The organism is Psychromonas marina, assembly GCF_030161115.1.
GTDB lineage: Bacteria > Pseudomonadota > Gammaproteobacteria > Enterobacterales > Psychromonadaceae > Psychromonas > Psychromonas marina.
The window spans coordinates 428,696-448,180 of the sequence record NZ_BSPQ01000013.1 but is presented as its reverse complement, the minus strand read 5'-3'; the positions used below and the strand labels follow the sequence as shown (position 1 = coordinate 448,180).

Here is a 19,485-nt window from a genome sequence, read left to right as displayed (position 1 = left end):
TTCCCTCCCTGTTAATAACGTTTAAAAAACTATTTCAAACTATACATTAAATAATACTTATTTGTAGGTTAAGAAATGCAAATAATGATGCAACTGTTGCAAAAGTTCAATTTTTTCAGGGCTATGTTGATGTTCTAATGCTAAAGCATCTATTTTTTCAATGTAACTCTGTTGATGCTCCAATAAATAGACTTCACATTCTCTTTGCCATTTTTGTTGTTCATCTATAGATAAAAATTGTTCGCCATTACGCGCTCGATAATGCCATAACAAACGTTCCAGACGACTGTCTTCAAAGTCGTAGTTCATGTTAGCTAAGTCTTCAAACGGGCTTTCAGCTATCTGATTTATTTGAGCTTTGTCTTTATGAGAAAAGAAGCCTCCACTGTATAGCATCTCCTCAGCACTCTGTTTCTGTTCAAAAATACGCTCTTCAGAAAACACTAAACGTAATTTATCCGCCAATGTCTGGTGTGCTTTTATAAACTCAAGAGATTGTCGACATTGCACTCTATCTATTCCTAACTCGTCTGCTCTTTGCTCTGTTAATGTTTTTGCCGGTGCCACAATAGGGCACTTGTTGATATGTAATAGTTTAATGGCCGGTCGAGTTATACCTTCGGGTAGATCCGCCGATGGCGTATAAAGATAATGGCGGATCTCTTCAACGGTTAAGGTTTCAAGGCTGGTAATATCTTTATTAAGATCAACAACAATTACTGCATTTTTATTTGTCGGGTGGCTAGCAATAGGTAATACATAAGAGATACAACCTTGCAATGCTGGAAACATACCTGACACATGAATTAACGGTGTGAATGATCCCATTTTTAATGTGTTGATTACATTGTTTTTATGACGAAGGTTGAAGCAGTAATCAAATAACTTAGGTTGTTTTTGTTTTATTAATTTCGCGATGGCAATCGTAGCATAAACATCGCTCATTGCATCATGTGCTTGATCGTGTGCCAATCCATTTTCTGCAGTCAGCAATTCTAAACGAAACGAAGGTACATCATTTTCATCAATGGGCCAGTTGATACCTTCAGGTCGTAGCGCGTAACAAGCACGGACTAGGTCAATGATATCCCAGCGAGAGCAACCATTTTTCCATTCACGTTGGTAAGGGTCTAAAAAATTTCGATATAGGGTAAAACGGGTCACTTCATCATCAAAACGGATATTGTTATAACCTACTACGCAGGTATCAGCCTGACTAAATTGCTGATTAATCTTGGTAATAAATTCATTTTCAGTTAAACCGTGTTGTAATGTCTGCTGAGGTGTTATGCCAGTAATAAGACAGGCTACCGGTTCTGGTAAATAGTCACTTGGAATGCGGCAATACCACTCATTTGCATCAGCAACAGGGTTTAAATCAACATCGGTTCGGATACCTGCAAATTGAGAAGGGCGATCAGTCCCTGGGTTCAAACCAAAAGTTTCATAATCGTGCCAGTATAAAGTGGGTTGCTGTATCGTATTATCATTTATGTTCATTTGCTGCTTAAGTCCCATTTATGGCTTTGTTATTGATTTATTGTGATTTTTAGAACTATTCATTCTATGTCATCTGTAATCTTAGTACCACTTTTGATCTTTGTTTATGTTGAGGCGATGAGACCAAGTGTTCGCTTAAAAGTGCTGTCATTATATTATCTGCTCGCTTTTGTTAATACCAACGTGTTTTAAAGACATCAAATCAAATTTTCTTGAGTTAGCAGCGCTCTGTGTGAAGGATTTTTTTGTTCGCGAGCGCTTGTGTTATATCCTTCATCATAGCAATAGAATCATCTAAATTTATAATTTCACCCTGAGCAATATTATATTCTGCAGAGACCGCTTTATTCCGACCATGTTCTTTTGCATGATAAAGCGCTTGATCGGCAAGCTCAATCGTTTGATCAAGAGAAAGCGCTGAAGGCAAATTATCAAAGAAAGGAAACGTTGTGTAACCAACAGAACAGGTTTTATTGATAGTCACTGAATCACTCAAAATAAATGGGGTGGCACGAATACTGTTCATCAACTTTTTTGCAAAGAGGTGAATATAATCCGGATCGGTGCGTTTGAGAATAACCACAAACTCTTCCCCCCCCCAACGGCAAAGGACATCTTCTTTACGAATAAGGGACTGAATAACATTAACAAATTGGATTATCATCAGATCACCGCATTTATGGCCCCAGGTGTCATTCACTTGTTTAAAAAGATCGATGTCGATAATAAAAACACCATATACCAGGTTTGCATCTTTATTGTTTGTATTACGCTGATGATCACCAATAGAACGCTGTAGTGAATAGCCAAAACGTTCAATTTCAGGTGTAGGCATCTCTGTAAGAAAGCGGCGATTGCTGATATTTGTTAAGGTGTCTTTATAAGAGAGTGACTTGAGATTGGCATTAGAAAACTTTAGCTTCTCATTTAAGTTTCTGGTTTTTTCTGCCAATATTTTGTTTTCAATACTCAAGGTATAAGCATCGATAATGGTCATATTCATACGGCGCACCACACCAACCATCATCATGATAAATACCACCCCCATCAACGACATTGCCGTGTTGATCGTCCCTCCGAGAATGAAGCTATAAAATAAAACGGGAAGAATGATTGGCGCAGAAAAAACATAAAAAACACGTTGGTTGATCGCATAAGCCCCCATTGAACCAGCAAACATCCCCCCCATTAAAAAGAAAATAAATGAGTTATAAGCAGGGGAGTCAGCAGATAGAAACAAGACGCCAGCCGATCCAAATATAATGCCTGAAATACAAATAGTAAGTGTAAATTGATCCAACCTTTTTTTTAGGTTACTTAGGGTTATTTTTGTTTTAATAACGTAACGTGCAAAAAAAAGGCGGAATATAAGATAACTAATGGAAAGTATTGCCCAACTGAATAAAACGTCGTGCGATGTCCTATTGTAGAAAACAATAACAACAACGATCGTATTAAAAATGGTAGAAAAAATTGCAAAGGGAGAGTGCAGATATAACTGTTTTGTGATTTTTAGGTTGACCTCATCAGTGAATTTTTTGCTTTTCATGAGTATCGTTTTCCCTTTTTACTAACTACAACATTATAGATGTCGAACTTATTTAATAAATTATAGTAACAAAATAAAAATAAGTACTTAGCAGTGGGAATTGGGGAAGAAGTTTCTGATTTTTGTGGCGTGTTGTTAAGACTATTGATTAGTAATGTTTGTAAGTTACTCGAAAGTAGATATTAAAACACCCATTAGTTGCTCACTAACGGGTATTAAATTCCAGCTTCTATTATAAATAGGGGGTAACTGACTAGGGCTAATTTTATAGATGACAAAGCCAAATGCAGAAAGAGTCAAACAGTCGGATAAATGGACCATTTTTTTCTGATAGGTAAACTATCTTTAGCGTTTAATTTCGTTATAAACGAGTAATAACTTTTGTACTTCACCCTGTGTATAAGCAAGATTTTGACTCTCTTCATAATTCCAAAGTGGCTCTATGATGGGACCATTTTCTGAAGGTGATACCTTAATCGCTACAATGCGTTCTTGCTCTTTATCAGAGATAAAAAATAAGTAAGGTTGCGGCGTATCTAGTAGCGCGCTATACGCAGAAGAGGGTGTATAAACGGCATTAACTGCTTTAACATCTTCCATATTGAAGAAAGCCTGCGCTTTTGCTAATACAGGCAGCGCCATCTCTTGAAGTTGTTCATAACTACTCTCTGCATGTAAAGATCCACAGTTTACAGGCACAAGTTTACGTAACGATTTATATTGTGCCGAAATCTCTTGTAAGGGCAGTTGTAGGTATGTTTTTTCAAAGGTCTGAGCTGAGTTGAACAATGCGTCATTATTAACGCATTGTTGGAATGATTGCTGTTGGTTAGCGAAAGCGCTTTGATCGAATTGCGGTTTTGGTAGGTTGCCATAAACAATAATAAAACCGATGATAAAAATGACTACCGCCACGGCGATATGAAAAAGGTAGTCGTGAATACGTTGAAGTTGTCCGCGAAAAATCAAGTTGTTATTCCTTGTGAGAAAAATGCAGGTTGTATTTTAGGATTGAGAATCAATTTAAAACTGTTGTGGAAGTAGGTAATTGGACCGTCATAACAGTCCAATTACCTCGCAAAACAAATTAAGGTTATTTAACTTGGTTTATCGTGTATTTAATTGATTCTTCAGTTTCAGAATCAAAAAAGTGTAACTTAGTATTGTCTAATACTAGTGTCACTTTCTCATCAACTTCTACTTCACGTTCACCCGTACCTAACGTACCAACAAACAGGTTATTTGGTTCTGCATTGAAGAATACGTTAACACTATCACCTAAGTATTCAACATTCATCGCCGTGGTTTCGAAGCAAGAATTAGGGAATGCTTCTTCGTACTTTTTACCTGAGCGAATCGCACTTGAACGTGCACCTAAGAAAAGTGATTTTCCGTCATAGCCAGCATCATCAAGAATTTTCTTATCGGTGTCGCTGACTGCAATGGTGAATGAATCACAGCTAAAGTTACCTGCTTTATATGAACCTTCAATAAGGTTCATTGAAGGCATACCCATAAAGGTAGCAACAAAACAGTTCTTAGGATTGGTAAATAACTCTTTTGGCGATCCAATTTGCTGAACTTCACCCATCGACATTAATACGATACGATCTGCCATGGTCATTGCTTCTACCTGATCATGGGTTACATAAATCGTGATAGCGCCTTTTGCACGGTGCATACGTGAAATTTCACTTCGCGTTGTGGTGCGCAATTTTGCATCTAGGTTACTTAATGGCTCATCCATTAAGTACAATTTAGGTGTACGTACCATTGCACGACCCAGTGCTACACGTTGACGCTGTCCACCAGAAAGTTCTTTTGGTTTGCGTTCAAGGTACTGTGTTAAAAACAGATCTTTAGATATCTCATCAACCTGTTTTTTAGTTGTCTCAGCAGGGTAGTTACGTAGTTTTAAACCATAACCCACATTTTCACGTACCGACATATGTGGGTAAAGTGCATAGCTCTGGAATACCATTGCAATGTCACGATCTTTCGAGCTTACGTTGTTAACAACTTCGCCATCAAGGATGAATTCACCCGATGTAATATCTTCTAAACCGGCAATCATACGTAAAGTTGTAGACTTACCACAGCCTGAAGGCCCAACCAACACAATAAATTCACCCTCTTCAATGTCTAGATTGAAATCACTTACAGAACAGTGCTCTGCATTAGGGTATTTTTTTACGATATTTCTTAAAGAAATTTTACTCATTATCCTTTCACTCCGCCTGACGTTAAACCGCCAACAATATAATCTTGAAATTTATAGAAAACTAAAACAGGGGGGATTGCTGCTAAAACTGCGCCCGCTGCGAATACGTTATAATTTGAATCTTTGATGTCATTAATTAACCCCATTAAACCAACTGCTAGGGTTTTTGAATCACTGCTCATACTTGCGATAAGGAATTTAGGCATGATGATATCGCCGATAGGTCCTAAGAAACAGAAAATGGCAATAACCACAATCATCGGTTTCACAAGTGGGAGTAGTATCTCTGTAAAGATTTGTAGCTGTGTTGCGCCATCGATCTTTGCAGATTCGTCTAAATCACGTGGAATCGAGTCATAGTAGCCCTTCATTAAGAGGGTGTTCATGGTCGTACCAAGCGCGGTATAGATGAGGGTCATAAAGATGTAAGTGTATAGCGTTGCATTTTCTGAACTGTAGATACCGATAGAACTAGCCATTGCATAGAGTGCAATCAAACCACTACCTGATGGTACAATTTGAATGATTAATAATGACATCAATGCACTTTTACGTGACGCATAACGGTAACGTGAATAAACAAAACCAGAAACCACCACAATAACCGTTGAAAGTACCATCGTTACAATCGAAAGTAGGAACGTATTGGTGTACCAACTTAAGTATGCAGTATCATTAAATAGGCTCTTAAAGTTCTCTGTAAAACTAAAATTCTCAGGAAAGAATGATGTTGAATAGAGTGTATTGCTGACGTTAAAGGCACTCATAATGGTCAGTAATATCGGGTAGATAATTATGATCGCCATCACGATAAGAAAAGTATAACTTGCAATCAGCCCCATGTTTCGCATTAAAAAATTACGGTTAAGGCTTTTAGTTTTACGTGCTGGATTTAACTTCATCGTATTTTCCATTACATCACCTCTTCATTTTTAAAGGCACCGGCTTTAATCCAGGTATAAAGCACTATCGCACCCACTACCGTACTTGCTATTAAAGTATAAACAGCCGCCTCATTATATTTCGCATCCATCATTAAACGGAAACCAAGCGAGGAGATAGTATCGAGTGGTTTATAGATCGAGCCGATGGTCTGCACTGTCGCTTCACCTAACATATAAACAATGGTGACATTGTTAAAGTTAAAGGTGAATTGGGTGATAAACACCGGTGCGACACTGATTAATATCAACGGCAGAGTAATGTCGAAGAAATTAGACCATGCATTGCCACCATCGATACTACTTGCTTCATACAGATCATCTGGAATGGTTTGTAGTACACCCGTTACGAGAATAAATACGTAAGGAAAACCGAGCCATGCTTGAATCAAAATGATGGTTATTTTCGCGTAGTCGGCATTCAGGAAGAAACCGATTGCGGTTGATACATCATATTCGTTACCCGTGAAGAATGGGATCACCATCGTATTCATACCACCAACTTTTGAGAAAAATAGTTGGAAGACTAAGATAGTTAAAAACGCGGGTACAGCCCAAGGTAAGATATATATAGTACGGAAAAACTTTTTACCTCTGATGCGTTTATTATTCGCAACAACCGCTAGCACAGTACCTAATACAATGGTTAATGCAGAAGCACAGAAGGTCCATGTCATGGTCCATACTAAGGTTTCCTGAAAGGCAGCTGCCGCACGTTCATTGGTAAATAAACGTTCAAAGTTAGATAGGCCTTTCCATTCAAGTAAAAAAGCGGGCGGTAATACCGGACGCTTGTAGTTGGTGAATGCAACGATAATTGAGACGATTGCGGGTAAAAAAGCAAAAACAAATAACAGAATGAATTTAGGTGCAGTGATCAGGTTTGGCACGATTTCATGTGATAAACCTCGTACCTTCTCAGTAAAGGTAATTGCATAACCATTCACGTCAATTTGACGTTTAACATCTTTTGCATCGCGTGCAAAAGCGTAGTGGAATGCTATAAACATTAATAACATTAATCCACCAAGTGTTGAACCTACCATAATCAGGAAGGAATCATCCACAAAGCGTTCCGCACCAATGGTGATTTTGCCATTTGGTTGTTCAACGGCTAATAAGCGGAAATTGGGAAGTACAAATTGGATGAAAACTAGAATCTCTAAAGCGAGTAGCGAGTAACCAAAGAGGGTTTCTCGTACACGGCGTAACAGCATATGCCCACTGCCTGGTACTACCATAGAAAGCCAGAAAATAAAACGTTGACTCATTTTAACCTACTTTTAATAAATTAGCATAATTTGCTGTTTAATAAGGGGATTTTTAAATTTAAAAAACGATCTACACAAAATGTAGATCGTATTTTTTATGTAAACAGGGTAAGAACAATAAGACTGTTCTTAATCTTTATTACATATCTTCGATATCATATTTGATTGTTTCTACACCGGCTTCTAATGCACCTTTCACATCTTGACCTTGAGCAATTTGAGCCAATGCAACTTTCATTGGTCCCCAAACTTTCCCAAATTCAGGAATATTCGGCATTGGCATACCCGCGTTTGTCGCATCAAAAATCGCTTTATGCACAGAACCTTCTGCATAGTTAACTGCTAGGTTAGGTGAAATTTCACGTGTCATTTCGTACCATTTGTTAGCGTACTCAGGAGTTGCTGCAAATTTAAGGAATGCACGCGCGCCGTCTTTATTACTGCTGTAACCATTAACCGTCATACCTTTAGTACCGGTTAATGCTTGGTATGTACCAGTGCCATCCCAGCTAGGAATTGGTGCTGCACCTACGTTGATACCCGCTTTTTCAATGTCTGAAATTGCCCAAGGGCCATTAATGATTGCGCTAATTTTACCCTCAGTGAAGTTTTTCATCATGATGTCGTAAGCAACGGTATCATCTTGCATAAGCGTCCAATGCGTTACGCCACTGCTGTAAAGACTTTTAGCTGCAAAACCTGCTTTAATTGAACCTTCATTATCTAAGCCGATTTTTTGAGGATTGTTATCTTGGAAAATGTAACCACCGTTTGCCATGAATAAGCCACCGGTAAAGTAAAAGTCAGTGAACTTCGCAGCCCAGTCTGAAGGCGCTAGCTCTTTCAATGTTTTTGGCGGTGTTTTTAGCTTGTCTTTGTTATATAGGAATAACGTAGTATCAGTCGACATTGGTAACATGTACGTTTTACCATCGTACTGCGCTGATTTAGTAGACGTTGCTGTGTAACCTTTGATTTCAAAATTAGTTGATTCAATTAAGCGTTGATTTGCTAAATCACCAATACGGTCATTAGGTACCATGAATATATCCGCAATATTACCTTTTTGTGTTGGTAATGCGTCGAGTAAGTCAAACATTTTCGCCGTTGTTACTTCAACTTTAAAATCTTTACCTTGATTGAATTTTGCTGCCAACTCAGTGAAATACGGTACATAGTTTTTTTCTACGCCGATTACAACATTATCTGCTGCCATTGCATTGTTCGCGAAAAAAAGTGCTGCTGATACTGCAATCGTTACTTTTTTAATCATTTAATCTCTCCAGATAGGGATAAAGTGTTTTGAAATGGTCATATATCGCGGAATTAACATCCATGTAACCATTTTATTAAGCTGAAACTCATCATTTGCATTATCAAAGTTAACAAGTGTTAGCTGAGATAATGTGCTTAAAAATAACCTGTTTGACTTAATTGGTAGCTATCATAGGGGGGGATAGCCATAGACTGAAATGCAATTTACCCTAGGGTTCCATAGATAAAATGTATGTCATAAAGAAAATAGTGATCTAAGAAACAGGTTAAAAAGGAAAGGAAGGAAGGCTTGATAAATAAAAATCAAATTACTCGCGTAAAACCACATGGAATATAGGGGGGGAGTTTCTAAAGAATGAATATTCTTTGCTATAGCAACGATTGTCATCTTAAATATTTAAATTAATTTTATATATGATGAATAAGGTGATTTATGCCCTTTGTAAAAGTAAATTAAATATCTTAATAATATTGTTTTGCGTTGTCGTAAATAGAGGAACGATGAAGACGGTATAATAAATAAGGCATTTTATTAAATAACTAATCCTTTGTGAGGCTTAATATATCGGGCTTTGTTGGGTGTCGTTCAAATATGTATAGGTTTTATTCTGACACTTAACAATAAGGCTGGTTATAACGTCAAAAAATATCGTGTAAATAAAAGGTGAAAAAACAAAATGATATTACTGTTAAGAAATTTGATAACTGGATTTACAAAGTTAGGTACCGCTTGCCTGATTTCTCTTAATCTACTTTTATTAAGGTTTATATGATTATATCCATAGGTTTACACTTTAATTTATATTGTAATATATCTTTATGTCTATATGACGGCTGCAAACAGTAATACTATTTTCCGTGATGTACGACAAAATTGTCCTTTTTTTACTCTAATCAGTAACACTGTCGTTAATGCTCGCAATTGAAACGAATATAAACCGAGTCAAGTAATGCTGGGCTAATTCAAGTCGGTATAAATGTTCGCGCTATCTTGTTAGTTAAAACAATCGTTAGTTATGTTCAATCACAATCACAGTCACAATCACTGTCTCTAATCATTACTTTCCATATTGCTCGCTCTGCATCATTTTTAACAAAGTTCGCCGCAATATGATGCCAAACGGTATAACTAGTTACCCAATTGCTACTATTTTTTTGAAAGGTATAAAAGGCTATTGAAATGGTATAGGTATAGAAAGAAGTCGTGACTAATTATTACAGTAGGATACAAAGCTACATCGATCGCATTATTGGTGTTGATAGACTTTAATCAATATTTCTAGTGAAAAATCTATCGCATTTACATTGAGTATTGCCTTCATAAAGCACTAAAACGTGCCTATTTGTATTGCACCATACAATGTTTACTTCAATGACTACCTGGTTAAAACTGTCTGAAAGTATTACATATATATATCTTTAGGAATATTTTAACTCTTTATTTTCAGTTGCTTAGTCTTTTTTTGTTGGTGTAGGGTGCGTTTTATTTGTTAGAAATTATCCTGTTACATGCTTTTTGAAGCGGTGTAAATTAACTAATAACAATATGTAAGCGATCTGTATCACGATGTTTTTAATTTAATTATCTACCCGCATGGGGCGGTTTCTTAAAAATGAATATCTTAGATCACGCTTTACTCTCTAGGCATGCATTTTATCTATGAAGCTTGCGAGTAAATTGCATTTCAACTGCTGTCGAGCAGGCTTTATGATACATGCCAATTGAGTTCGGTTAGATTGTTTTCTGAAGCGGAAATGTTCTCAGCAAGCTTAATAAAAATGTAAAAGGGGATTTTTCCCAACGTAATATTGTTATTTTTTAACATTGAATGCATGACGAGTAATTAAGACTTTAAATTATTAAAAAAGTTCATTCAATGAATAACATTATTATTAACTGTTAATCGACTTTAACATTAATACATCATTAACACCTTGATTTGATGTGTTTGTTTGGTCAACTTAATTTATTAAAATAAAAAAACATATTAGGAATGGAATCATGAAAAAATTACAACTAGCTTTAGCAGTATCGGCTGCAATCCTATCTTCAAATGTTATGGCTGAACTAGCGCCAGTAGAATTTCACGGTTACATGCGTGGCGGTGTAGGTATGTCTGCTGATAGTGGTGCACAAGTGTCTTATGAAAAAAATAGCGTAGGTCGTCTAGGTAACGAAGATGATGCATACGGCGAAATTCAACTAAGTAAAGAGCTTGCAAAAAGCAACGGCATCACTTTTAAAGTAAATACGATGCTTGCAATGGCTTCTAAAGGTGCGCGTGATTGGGAAGCTGTAGGCAGCGGTGCTGATTTTGCCTTCCGTCAATATAATGTAGAAGCAAAGGGTGTATTTGGTGGCGATGAGGTTGTGTTTGCTGGTAAACGCTACAACCAACGTCATGATATTCATATTTCTGATACATATTACTGGGATATTTCTGGTGCTGGTGCAGGTATTGAAAACCTAGCTGCAGGTCCTGGTAAATTAACGGCGATGTGGGTTCGTAATGATAGCTGGGGTGAGACGGATACTGGTAATGGAAGTGGTGCACTAAACGTTAATATCTTTGATTTACGCTACGGTGGCATTAGTCTTTGGGATAACGCTTCTCTAGAAGTAGGTATTGATTATGCAATGTCTAACGAAACAAATGCGTTTACTGGTACTCCTGAAGAAGGTGTAATGGTAACTGCTGAATTGACACAGGGCGGATTAGGTGGCTTCAATAAAACAGCTATTCAATACGGTACTGATACTTGGGGAACTAATAAAGTCGGTGGTGCTGGTGGTGCTGATGGTGCTTCTGCATTCCGTATTATCAACCATGGTGTAGTTGGTTTTGGTGATAAAGTAGATTTTGCACATCAAATTATTTACTCATCAGCTACTGACGTTGGTACTGAAGATGCGACTTACTTCTCATTAGTTGTTCGTCCAGAATACAAATGGACTGATAACCAAAAAACGATTTTAGAACTTGGTACTTTCAGCCGAACATGGGCTGATGGTGGTGAAGCAAGCGGTCAAAAATACACAATCGCACAAGCGCTATCAGCGGGTTCAAATTTCTGGGCACGCCCTGAAGTACGTATCTACGCAAGTTACCTAACGAATGGTGAAGCTGAAAGCTTTGCAAACAACACTTCTGACTCAGAAGTTAACTTTGGTGTACAAGCTGAAGCATGGTTCTAAACCTTTTCCTTTAATTATTGCTGATATAGCATAAATTTATTGAAAATAAGTGAGATAAAATAGGCACCTTAGGTGCCTATTTTTTTGCTTTGAATTTATTGAAATATTACAAAAACTTCGGACAGCAGCGACCGATTTCTTCCTTTATAGTGCTTGCATCAATTGTTAGCTATTGCGATGGCAATAATTTGCTCTATAACATCATCATTTTTGCTCGCGGAAGTGTCGTAACTTTTGAAGTAATAATCTTTAACTTCAAACTCATAACTTGTTGATGATCACCTTCTTGCACAATCCATGATCACTTATCTTATTCTATTACTCGTACTTATTAATCTTTTAAAATTAAACTGCTAAGTTTATGGCGTGTTTTAACGAAGACTATCAAGGGGGTAAATCAAGATAGTCGCGATTACCTCATGAGCATTGACGTCAAAGGGGGCTGTAGCGTTTCTTCTTTCCCATCATGGCCATGTGCACTTAATACCAGATTGACGATTTGCTAAAACCTTTTTTCATCCTATTCGTTTATTAATGTGCCTCTTTATAATTAATAGTTTTTTCATTTAATATATTTAACGTGAAAAAATTATACAATTAACCTTTAAATACAATCAGTTATGAGCTTATTTGTTTGTTTTTCGAACCCTTTTTATTTTTGAAATAGGTGCTTTATGTGTGATTCAGCACGTTTATAACATTGTAAAAAAAGGCTAATATGGCTGTTTATGTGATTAGTATCACTTTATTTGTTGGTATTATTTGCTAAGTCTATGTCGAGAGCTTTAAATATCATTTCAGTCTATGTTGACAGTTGTTTATGATAGCTTTCAAATATTCATTGTTCTTTTTTTAAAGGATATCCTAATGGCAGTAACCAAAGCTACAGCAGCTGAAAACAAAATATTCAGCAATAGTAAGCTCGATAAAAAGTGGTGGCATGATGCCGTCATTTATCAGATTTATCCGCGTAGTTTTATGGATGCAAATAATGATGGTATCGGCGACTTAGCTGGAATTATCTCTAAATTGGATTACCTAAAGCAGCTTGGTATTAATGTTATTTGGTTATCACCGGTATTCAAATCGCCTATGGATGACAATGGTTATGATATATCAGATTATCAAGATATCGCCTCAGAATTTGGCACCTTAGCCGAAATGGATGCTTTGATCGTAGCAGCGGCAAAGCGTGATATTAAAATTATTATGGATTTGGTTGTTAACCACACCAGTGATGAACATCCTTGGTTTATTGAATCTAAAAAATCACTCGATAACCCATATCGTGACTATTATGTTTGGCGAAAACCGCAACCAGATGGCTCTGAGCCAAATAATTTTCACTCTTACTTTGGTGGCAGTGGTTGGGAACTCGATACCAATACCGGGGAATACTATTTTCATCAGTTCTCTAAGAAACAACCAGACTTGAATTGGGATAATCCTCAAGTTCAAGAAGAAGTTCATAACATGATGAACTGGTGGTTAGACAGAGGTATTGGTGGTTTTCGTATGGATGTTATCGACTTGATAGGTAAAGAGGTCGATAAGCAAATTATGACAAATGGACCTCGTTTACATCCTTTATTACAGCAGATGAATAAAGCAACCTTTGGTTCTCGTGATGTTCTGACGGTAGGGGAGTCCTGGAGCGCAACACCTAATATTGCCAAGTTATATTCAGATCCTGCTCGAGAAGAGCTATCGATGGTTTTTCAGTTTGAGCATATCACTATTACCTTTGACCCTTATGAAGGTAAGTGGAAGCCGCGTGCTTTTGATCTCGTTGAGTTTAAAAAAGTGATCAGTAAATGGCAAACAGAGTTAGCTGATTGTGGTTGGAATTCATTGTTTTGGAACAATCATGACCTTCCGCGTGTTGTGTCTAAATATGGTTGTCCTGATCAGTATCGTGTTGAGTCTGCAAAGATGCTCGCAACAGCATTACATTTTCTTAAGGGCACACCTTATATCTATCAGGGTGAAGAGATAGGTATGACTAATGTTAAGTTCGATAACATTGAAGATTATCAGGATATCGAAACGCTTAATCTTTATGAAGAACGTATTGCCTCTGGTGTATCACATGAGTCAATGATGGAGGGGATCTATAAAAATGGTCGTGATAACGCACGTACCCCTATGCAGTGGAATAACACCTTCAATGCAGGTTTTAGTACGGGTAAACCTTGGATCAAGCTTAACCCTAACTATGTTGAAATCAATGTAGAGTCGGCTTTAAGCGAACCTACTTCCATTTTTCACTATTACCAAAAACTAATTAAATTACGTAAGCAACATGCAGTGATCGTATACGGAGAGTTCCAGCCACTGTTTGAAGAACATGCTCAGGTATTTGCTTACTTACGTAAGCTAGATAATGACACTGTGGTCGTCATTAATAACTTTAGTGCGCAGGTTATTACAGTTTCATTACCGAATTCACTGCAAGGGATAACAGGAGATTGTTTAATCAATAACTACGGACCTCGTGTGCAGTTATTGGAACAGTTGGTATTAGCACCCTATGAATCATTCGCAACTTTGATCAATAAAGCGAATTAAAACGAATACAACATTGTTATGCCGACACATTAATTCGGCATAACTTAACAAAGAATTAATTGGATTAAAATTATGCTAAACAAAAATGATGTAACAACAACAAGTCACTATCAAAAAAATTGGTGGAAGGAAGCTGTCGCTTATCAAATTTACCCTCGTAGCTTTCAGGATTCAAATGGTAGTGGTATTGGTGATCTTAACGGCATCACAGAGCGCCTTGATTACTTAAAAGATCTGGGGATTGATGTTATTTGGATCTGTCCGATGTTCAAATCACCTAATGATGATAATGGTTACGATATTAGTGACTATCAAGAGATCATGGCTGAGTTCGGTACCATGGAAGATTTTGATCGATTATTAGCCGCTGTACATGAACGCGGTATGAAATTGATTCTAGACTTGGTGGTTAACCATACTTCAGATGAGCATCCTTGGTTTGAAGAATCTAAGTCTTCTAAAGATAGTGCAAAAAGAGATTGGTATATTTGGCGTGACAGTGAAGAACCAGGTGTTAAACCGAATAACTGGGAAAGTATCTTCAAGGGATCTGTATGGGAGCATGAGAAAACTTCTGACGAGTATTACATGCACCTGTTCTCTACAAAACAGCCTGATCTGAACTGGGAAAATAAAGAAGTCCGCGAGGCGATCTATAAAATGATCAACTGGTGGTTAGATAAGGGCATTGATGGTTTCCGTGTAGACGCAATTAGTCATATGAAAAAAGAACCAGGTCTTGCAAGCATGCCAAATCCAGATGGATTAACCAATGTGCCTTGTTGGGATAAGATGATGAACGTTGATGGTATTCTTGATTACATTGATGAAATGTGTGAAAAAACGTTCAGAAAATATGATGTTATGACGGTAGGTGAGGCTAATGGTGTTTCTGTTGCCCAAGCTGATGACTGGGTAGGTGTGGATAAACAGCGCTTTAATATGATTTTCCAGTTTGACCACTTAGCACTGTGGGATGAAAACCCAGATGTAAAATTAGATGTCATTAAAGTGAAAGAGACCTTTACGCGTTGGCAGAAAGGGTTAGAAAATGTAGGTTGGAATGCATTGTTCCTAGAAAACCATGATATTCCACGTATTGTTTCTAAATGGGGTGATGATGAGAAGTATTGGTTTGAAAGTGCAACGTCACTCGCCGTGATGTACTTTTTAATGCAAGGCACACCTTTTATCTATCAAGGTCAAGAGATAGGTATGACAAATACCGAGTTTACTAGTATTGATGATTTTAATTGTGTGGGTGCTAAAAACCAGTATGCAGAACTGCATGAAAAAGGTATGCCTGAGCAAGAGATCTTGCATCTGTTAGCACGCACTGGACGTGATAATTCTCGTACGCCTATGCAATGGGATGGTAGTGCTAATGCAGGCTTTAGCTCGGCAAAACCTTGGCTTAAAGTAAATCCTAACTATAAGAGCATCAATGTTGCAGAGCAAGTCAAAGACTCTGGCTCAATTCATAACTTTTATCGCCGTATGATTGCCCTGCGTAAAGCAGAACCAGCATTAGTATATGGTGATTATGATCTGATATTAGAAGATAACGAGCAAATTTATGCTTACACACGTACGTTAGGTAATGAGAAAATTGTCATCATCTGTAATTTATCAGCATCTCTTGCGATGTTTGAGTGTGAGAAGGGGATACCAGATAGTCAGCATCTATTGCTGAATAACTATGCCGTGACGGCACATGATCAAACGAATACCTTCGTATTACGCCCTTACGAAACAAGAATCTATCGCTGTTAAGTTATAAATTGAACAGACGTTAAATCAAAGGCCACTTACATATTAAGTGGCCTTTTTGCGTTAAAGGATAGTGATATTGGTTATCTAACTCGATTAAATTTATGCGCTAATTTTATCTGAAAAAAACGTTGAAATGGCTATTTTAATAAACAAATTATTTCATTATCTAGTTGGGTAAGTATTCAAAGTGAAATACCAATCCTTTTAAAAATGTGGTATTACACCTTGGGTGTTATCAGTAGAGTTGTTCAGAGGTTTAAGTGATATTAGGTGTGTTTTTTATCATCTCTCTGAACTGTGCGAGCAATGCCATCGCTTGTTGGTCTTGTTTTTTATCTTTATGCAGATAAACACCAACTGAAGAGCGATTAAAGTGTTCTGGCATTTTTAATGTCACAATATCAAAGGTTGAAAAGTAGCTTTTCATACCAGAAGGGTAGGGGAATATCGCATCGCTATCTTGTAATAGATCTAATGCCGTTAATAATGAGTTAGTTTGATAAGTCACTTTTTCTTGGAGGTAATGTAGCTTATCAAAAGAACGCAGTTCCGGCGTTTGATTTTGCAAATGAACGAAACGTTGATTTGGTGTTCTTAATGCAATAGTAGGGAAGCGTGCAAGATCTTCATTGTCACACAATTGGCCCAATAGGGGGTGTCCTTTTCTGACAAAAACTTCATCAACATTAATAAAAAGAGGATGAAAAAGTACATCTTCATATTTTGCTAGCCCCAATATTTCATGACCAACAAAAATATTGATATCACCACTAAGTAGCAAGCTCATTAAATGTAAGTGATCACCTACATCAATCGCGATGTTGCTGTGAGGAAAATCATTTCTGAAATCTCGTACAGAATCTCTAATAAAAAGGTTCCACCACGCATCCCCACAGCCTATTTTTAACTCTGTGTGGTGTCTTAGCTTGTTCTTTTCTAGCTTAATCAGTGTGTTTTCATATAAGTGTTGCATCATTTTAGCTTGCTCATACAGTAACTCACCGCTTTGAGTAAGTTTGATACCTTTAGAAGTTCGATTAAACAGCTTTGTATCAAGCTTGTCCTCTAATTTGTGCATATTATGGCTTAATGTCGGTTGGCTTAAGCACAGTACGCTTGCTGCTTGAGTGACATTTTGAGCTTTTGCCACCTGAATAAATTGAAGCATTAATTTGAACATAGTTGCCCTCATTGTAAATAGGTAATTTCTATAATAGGCGCATTGTAATAGATTTATAGTATGACATGGGTGATGTTGATCACTGTGTGAATAGTTTATTTACGTAAATTGAACGTTTAAATATCTTCATTAACCTTGTTAAGATGCGCTGTATAATAAGTATGCTAATTTTATAAGTTACTGTTTATTATGTGTAAGTAAAAGATGGTTGATTAATATTCAGTTTAGCACGTAGAGACCTAGTCTGTTTTTAGCAACTAGGTTAAGAGCTTGGTTTGAGTAACCTACTCAGTTGTCGGACCAATATGCAGAATTTAATGGTACGAATTTGTATCATCAAATTTTAGGTACAAAAAAGCCCACGTAAACGCAGGCTTTATATCAAAGTAGCACTATTGCTCCTGTTGACTTATAAAAGGTGAGATAAGAGCAACTAGGTCAAGAACTTTGTTTGAGTAACCGATTTCGTTGTCGTACCAATATGCAGAATTTAATAGTACAAATTTGTATCATCAAATTTTAGGTACAAAAAAGCCCGCGTAAACGCAGGCTTTATATCAAAGTAGCACTATTGCTCCTGTTTACTCATATAAAGATGAGATAAGAGCAACTAGGTCAAGCACTTTGTTTGAGTGTCTGATTTCGTTATCGTACCAATATGCAGAATTTAATAGTACGAATTTTTATCATCAAATTTTAGGTACAAAAAAGCCCGCGTAAACGCAGGCTTTATATCAAAGTAGCACTATTGCTCCTGTTTACTCATATAAAGATGAGATAAGAGCAACTAGGTCAAGCACTTTGTTTGAGTGTCTGATTTCGTTATCGTACCAATATGCAGAATTTAATGGTACGAATTTGTATCATCAAATTTTAGGTACAAAAAAGCCCGCGTAAACGCAGGCTTTATATCAAAGTAGAACTATTGCTTATTTAGAGATAAGAGCAACTAGGTCAAGAACTTTGTTTGAGTAACCGATTTCGTTGTCGTACCAAGATACAACTTTAACGAATTTGTCAGTTAGTGCAACACCAGCTGCAGCATCAAATACTGAAGTTTGAACTTCACCAATGAAATCTTGAGAAACAACAGCTTCGTCAGTGTAACCAAGAACGCCAGCCATTTCATTTTCAGAAGCACGCTTCATTTCAGCACAGATTTCTTCGTATGTAGCAGCAGTTTTAAGGTTAACAGTTAAGTCAACAACAGAAACGTTAGCAGTTGGTACACGGAAAGCCATACCAGTTAGAAGACCGTTAAGCTCAGGAATTACTTTACCTACTGCTTTAGCTGCACCAGTTGATGATGGGATGATGTTTTGAGAAGCACCACGACCACCACGCCAATCTTTAGCAGAAGGACCGTCAACAGTTTTTTGAGTTGCAGTAGTTGCGTGAACTGTAGTCATAAGACCAGATTCGATACCGAACTTGTCGTTAAGAACTTTAGCCATTGGAGCTAGACAGTTAGTAGTACAAGAAGCGTTAGAAACGATATCTTGACCAGCGTACTCAGAGAAGTTTACGCCGTTTACGAACATTGGAACATCGCCAGAAGGACCAGTTAAAACAACTTTTTTAGCGCCAGCTTCGATATGTTTACGAGCTGTTTCGTCAGTTAGGAAGAAACCAGTTGCTTCAGCAACTACTTCAACGCCAGCTTCGTTCCATTTAAGGTCAGCAGGGTTACGTTCAGCAGTAACACGGATTGTAGCACCGTTCACGATTAGGTTACCGTCTTTAACTTCAACAGTACCGTTAAAACGACCGTGTGTTGAGTCATATTTAAGCATGTAAGCCATGTATTCAACGTCGATTAAGTCATTGATTGCAACAACTTCTACATCTGCACGTTCACAAGCAGCACGAAATACGAAACGTCCGATACGACCAAAGCCGTTGATACCGATTTTAATTGTCATTTTTAGATCCTTTTGGATGGTTTGATTTTAAAACTTGTATTCATTATAGAGTTCAAAATTAGCGTAGACTTGATGTTGGTCAAGTTATT

General features: G+C 37.2%; 12 protein-coding genes. 3 read left to right on the top strand and 9 right to left on the bottom strand.

Translation table 11 applies throughout. The features are described 5' to 3' along the window. Positions 1-57 precede the first annotated feature (57 nt). The 7 genes from sbcB to QQK09_RS13900 form a co-directional block, all read right to left on the bottom strand. Positions 58-1,500, bottom strand: a complete 1,443-nt coding sequence (gene sbcB / locus QQK09_RS13930; protein ID WP_284204759.1) for an exodeoxyribonuclease I — start codon at positions 1,498-1,500, stop codon at positions 58-60. A gap of 217 nt (positions 1,501-1,717) precedes the next feature. Then, positions 1,718-3,049, bottom strand: a complete 1,332-nt coding sequence (locus QQK09_RS13925) for a GGDEF domain-containing protein (protein WP_284204758.1) — start codon at positions 3,047-3,049, stop codon at positions 1,718-1,720. A 345-nt stretch (positions 3,050-3,394) separates the two neighbouring features. Beyond that, positions 3,395-4,018, bottom strand: a complete 624-nt coding sequence (locus QQK09_RS13920; protein WP_284204757.1) for a hypothetical protein — start codon at positions 4,016-4,018, stop codon at positions 3,395-3,397. Between the two features lie 124 nt (positions 4,019-4,142). Beyond that, positions 4,143-5,270, bottom strand: a complete 1,128-nt coding sequence (locus QQK09_RS13915) for an ABC transporter ATP-binding protein (RefSeq protein WP_284204756.1) — start codon at positions 5,268-5,270, stop codon at positions 4,143-4,145. Continuing rightward, positions 5,270-6,184 (bottom strand): sugar ABC transporter permease, encoded by a 915-nt coding sequence (locus QQK09_RS13910; protein WP_284204755.1) that lies wholly within the window; start codon positions 6,182-6,184, stop codon positions 5,270-5,272. Before QQK09_RS13910 ends, QQK09_RS13915 begins: the two co-directional genes overlap by 1 nt. Further along, complete coding sequence (locus tag QQK09_RS13905) at positions 6,184-7,482, bottom strand: carbohydrate ABC transporter permease (protein WP_284204754.1); 1,299 nt, start codon at positions 7,480-7,482, stop codon at positions 6,184-6,186. The genes QQK09_RS13910 and QQK09_RS13905 overlap by 1 nt, the downstream gene beginning before the upstream one ends. Positions 7,483-7,621: 139 nt before the next feature. After that, positions 7,622-8,755 carry a sugar ABC transporter substrate-binding protein gene (locus QQK09_RS13900; protein WP_284204753.1) on the bottom strand — a complete coding sequence of 378 codons (1,134 nt, stop codon included), beginning with the start codon at positions 8,753-8,755 and terminating at the stop codon, positions 7,622-7,624. 2,004 nt (positions 8,756-10,759) lie between these two features. Here QQK09_RS13900 and lamB point away from each other — a divergent pair. The 3 genes from lamB (at position 10,760) to QQK09_RS13885 (ending at position 16,294) form a co-directional block, all read left to right on the top strand. After that, positions 10,760-11,953, top strand: coding sequence for a maltoporin LamB (lamB, locus tag QQK09_RS13895; RefSeq protein WP_284204752.1), 1,194 nt, complete (start codon positions 10,760-10,762; stop codon positions 11,951-11,953). An 867-nt stretch (positions 11,954-12,820) separates the two neighbouring features. Beyond that, the gene (locus tag QQK09_RS13890) at positions 12,821-14,521 is read left to right on the top strand and encodes a glycoside hydrolase family 13 protein (RefSeq protein WP_284204751.1); all 1,701 of its coding nucleotides are present in this window, start codon (positions 12,821-12,823) and stop codon (positions 14,519-14,521) included. Positions 14,522-14,593: 72 nt separating this feature from the next. Beyond that, a complete protein-coding gene (locus tag QQK09_RS13885) occupies positions 14,594-16,294 on the top strand; it encodes a glycoside hydrolase family 13 protein (protein WP_284204750.1) in 1,701 nt (566 codons plus the stop codon). 256 nt (positions 16,295-16,550) lie between these two features. Here QQK09_RS13885 and QQK09_RS13880 read toward each other — a convergent pair whose 3' ends face one another. Next, the gene (locus tag QQK09_RS13880) at positions 16,551-17,474 is read right to left on the bottom strand and encodes a LysR family transcriptional regulator (protein WP_284204749.1); all 924 of its coding nucleotides are present in this window, start codon (positions 17,472-17,474) and stop codon (positions 16,551-16,553) included. A 929-nt stretch (positions 17,475-18,403) separates the two neighbouring features. Further along, positions 18,404-19,396 carry a type I glyceraldehyde-3-phosphate dehydrogenase gene (gap, locus tag QQK09_RS13875; protein ID WP_284204748.1) on the bottom strand — a complete coding sequence of 331 codons (993 nt, stop codon included), beginning with the start codon at positions 19,394-19,396 and terminating at the stop codon, positions 18,404-18,406. Positions 19,397-19,485: the final 89 nt, after the last annotated feature.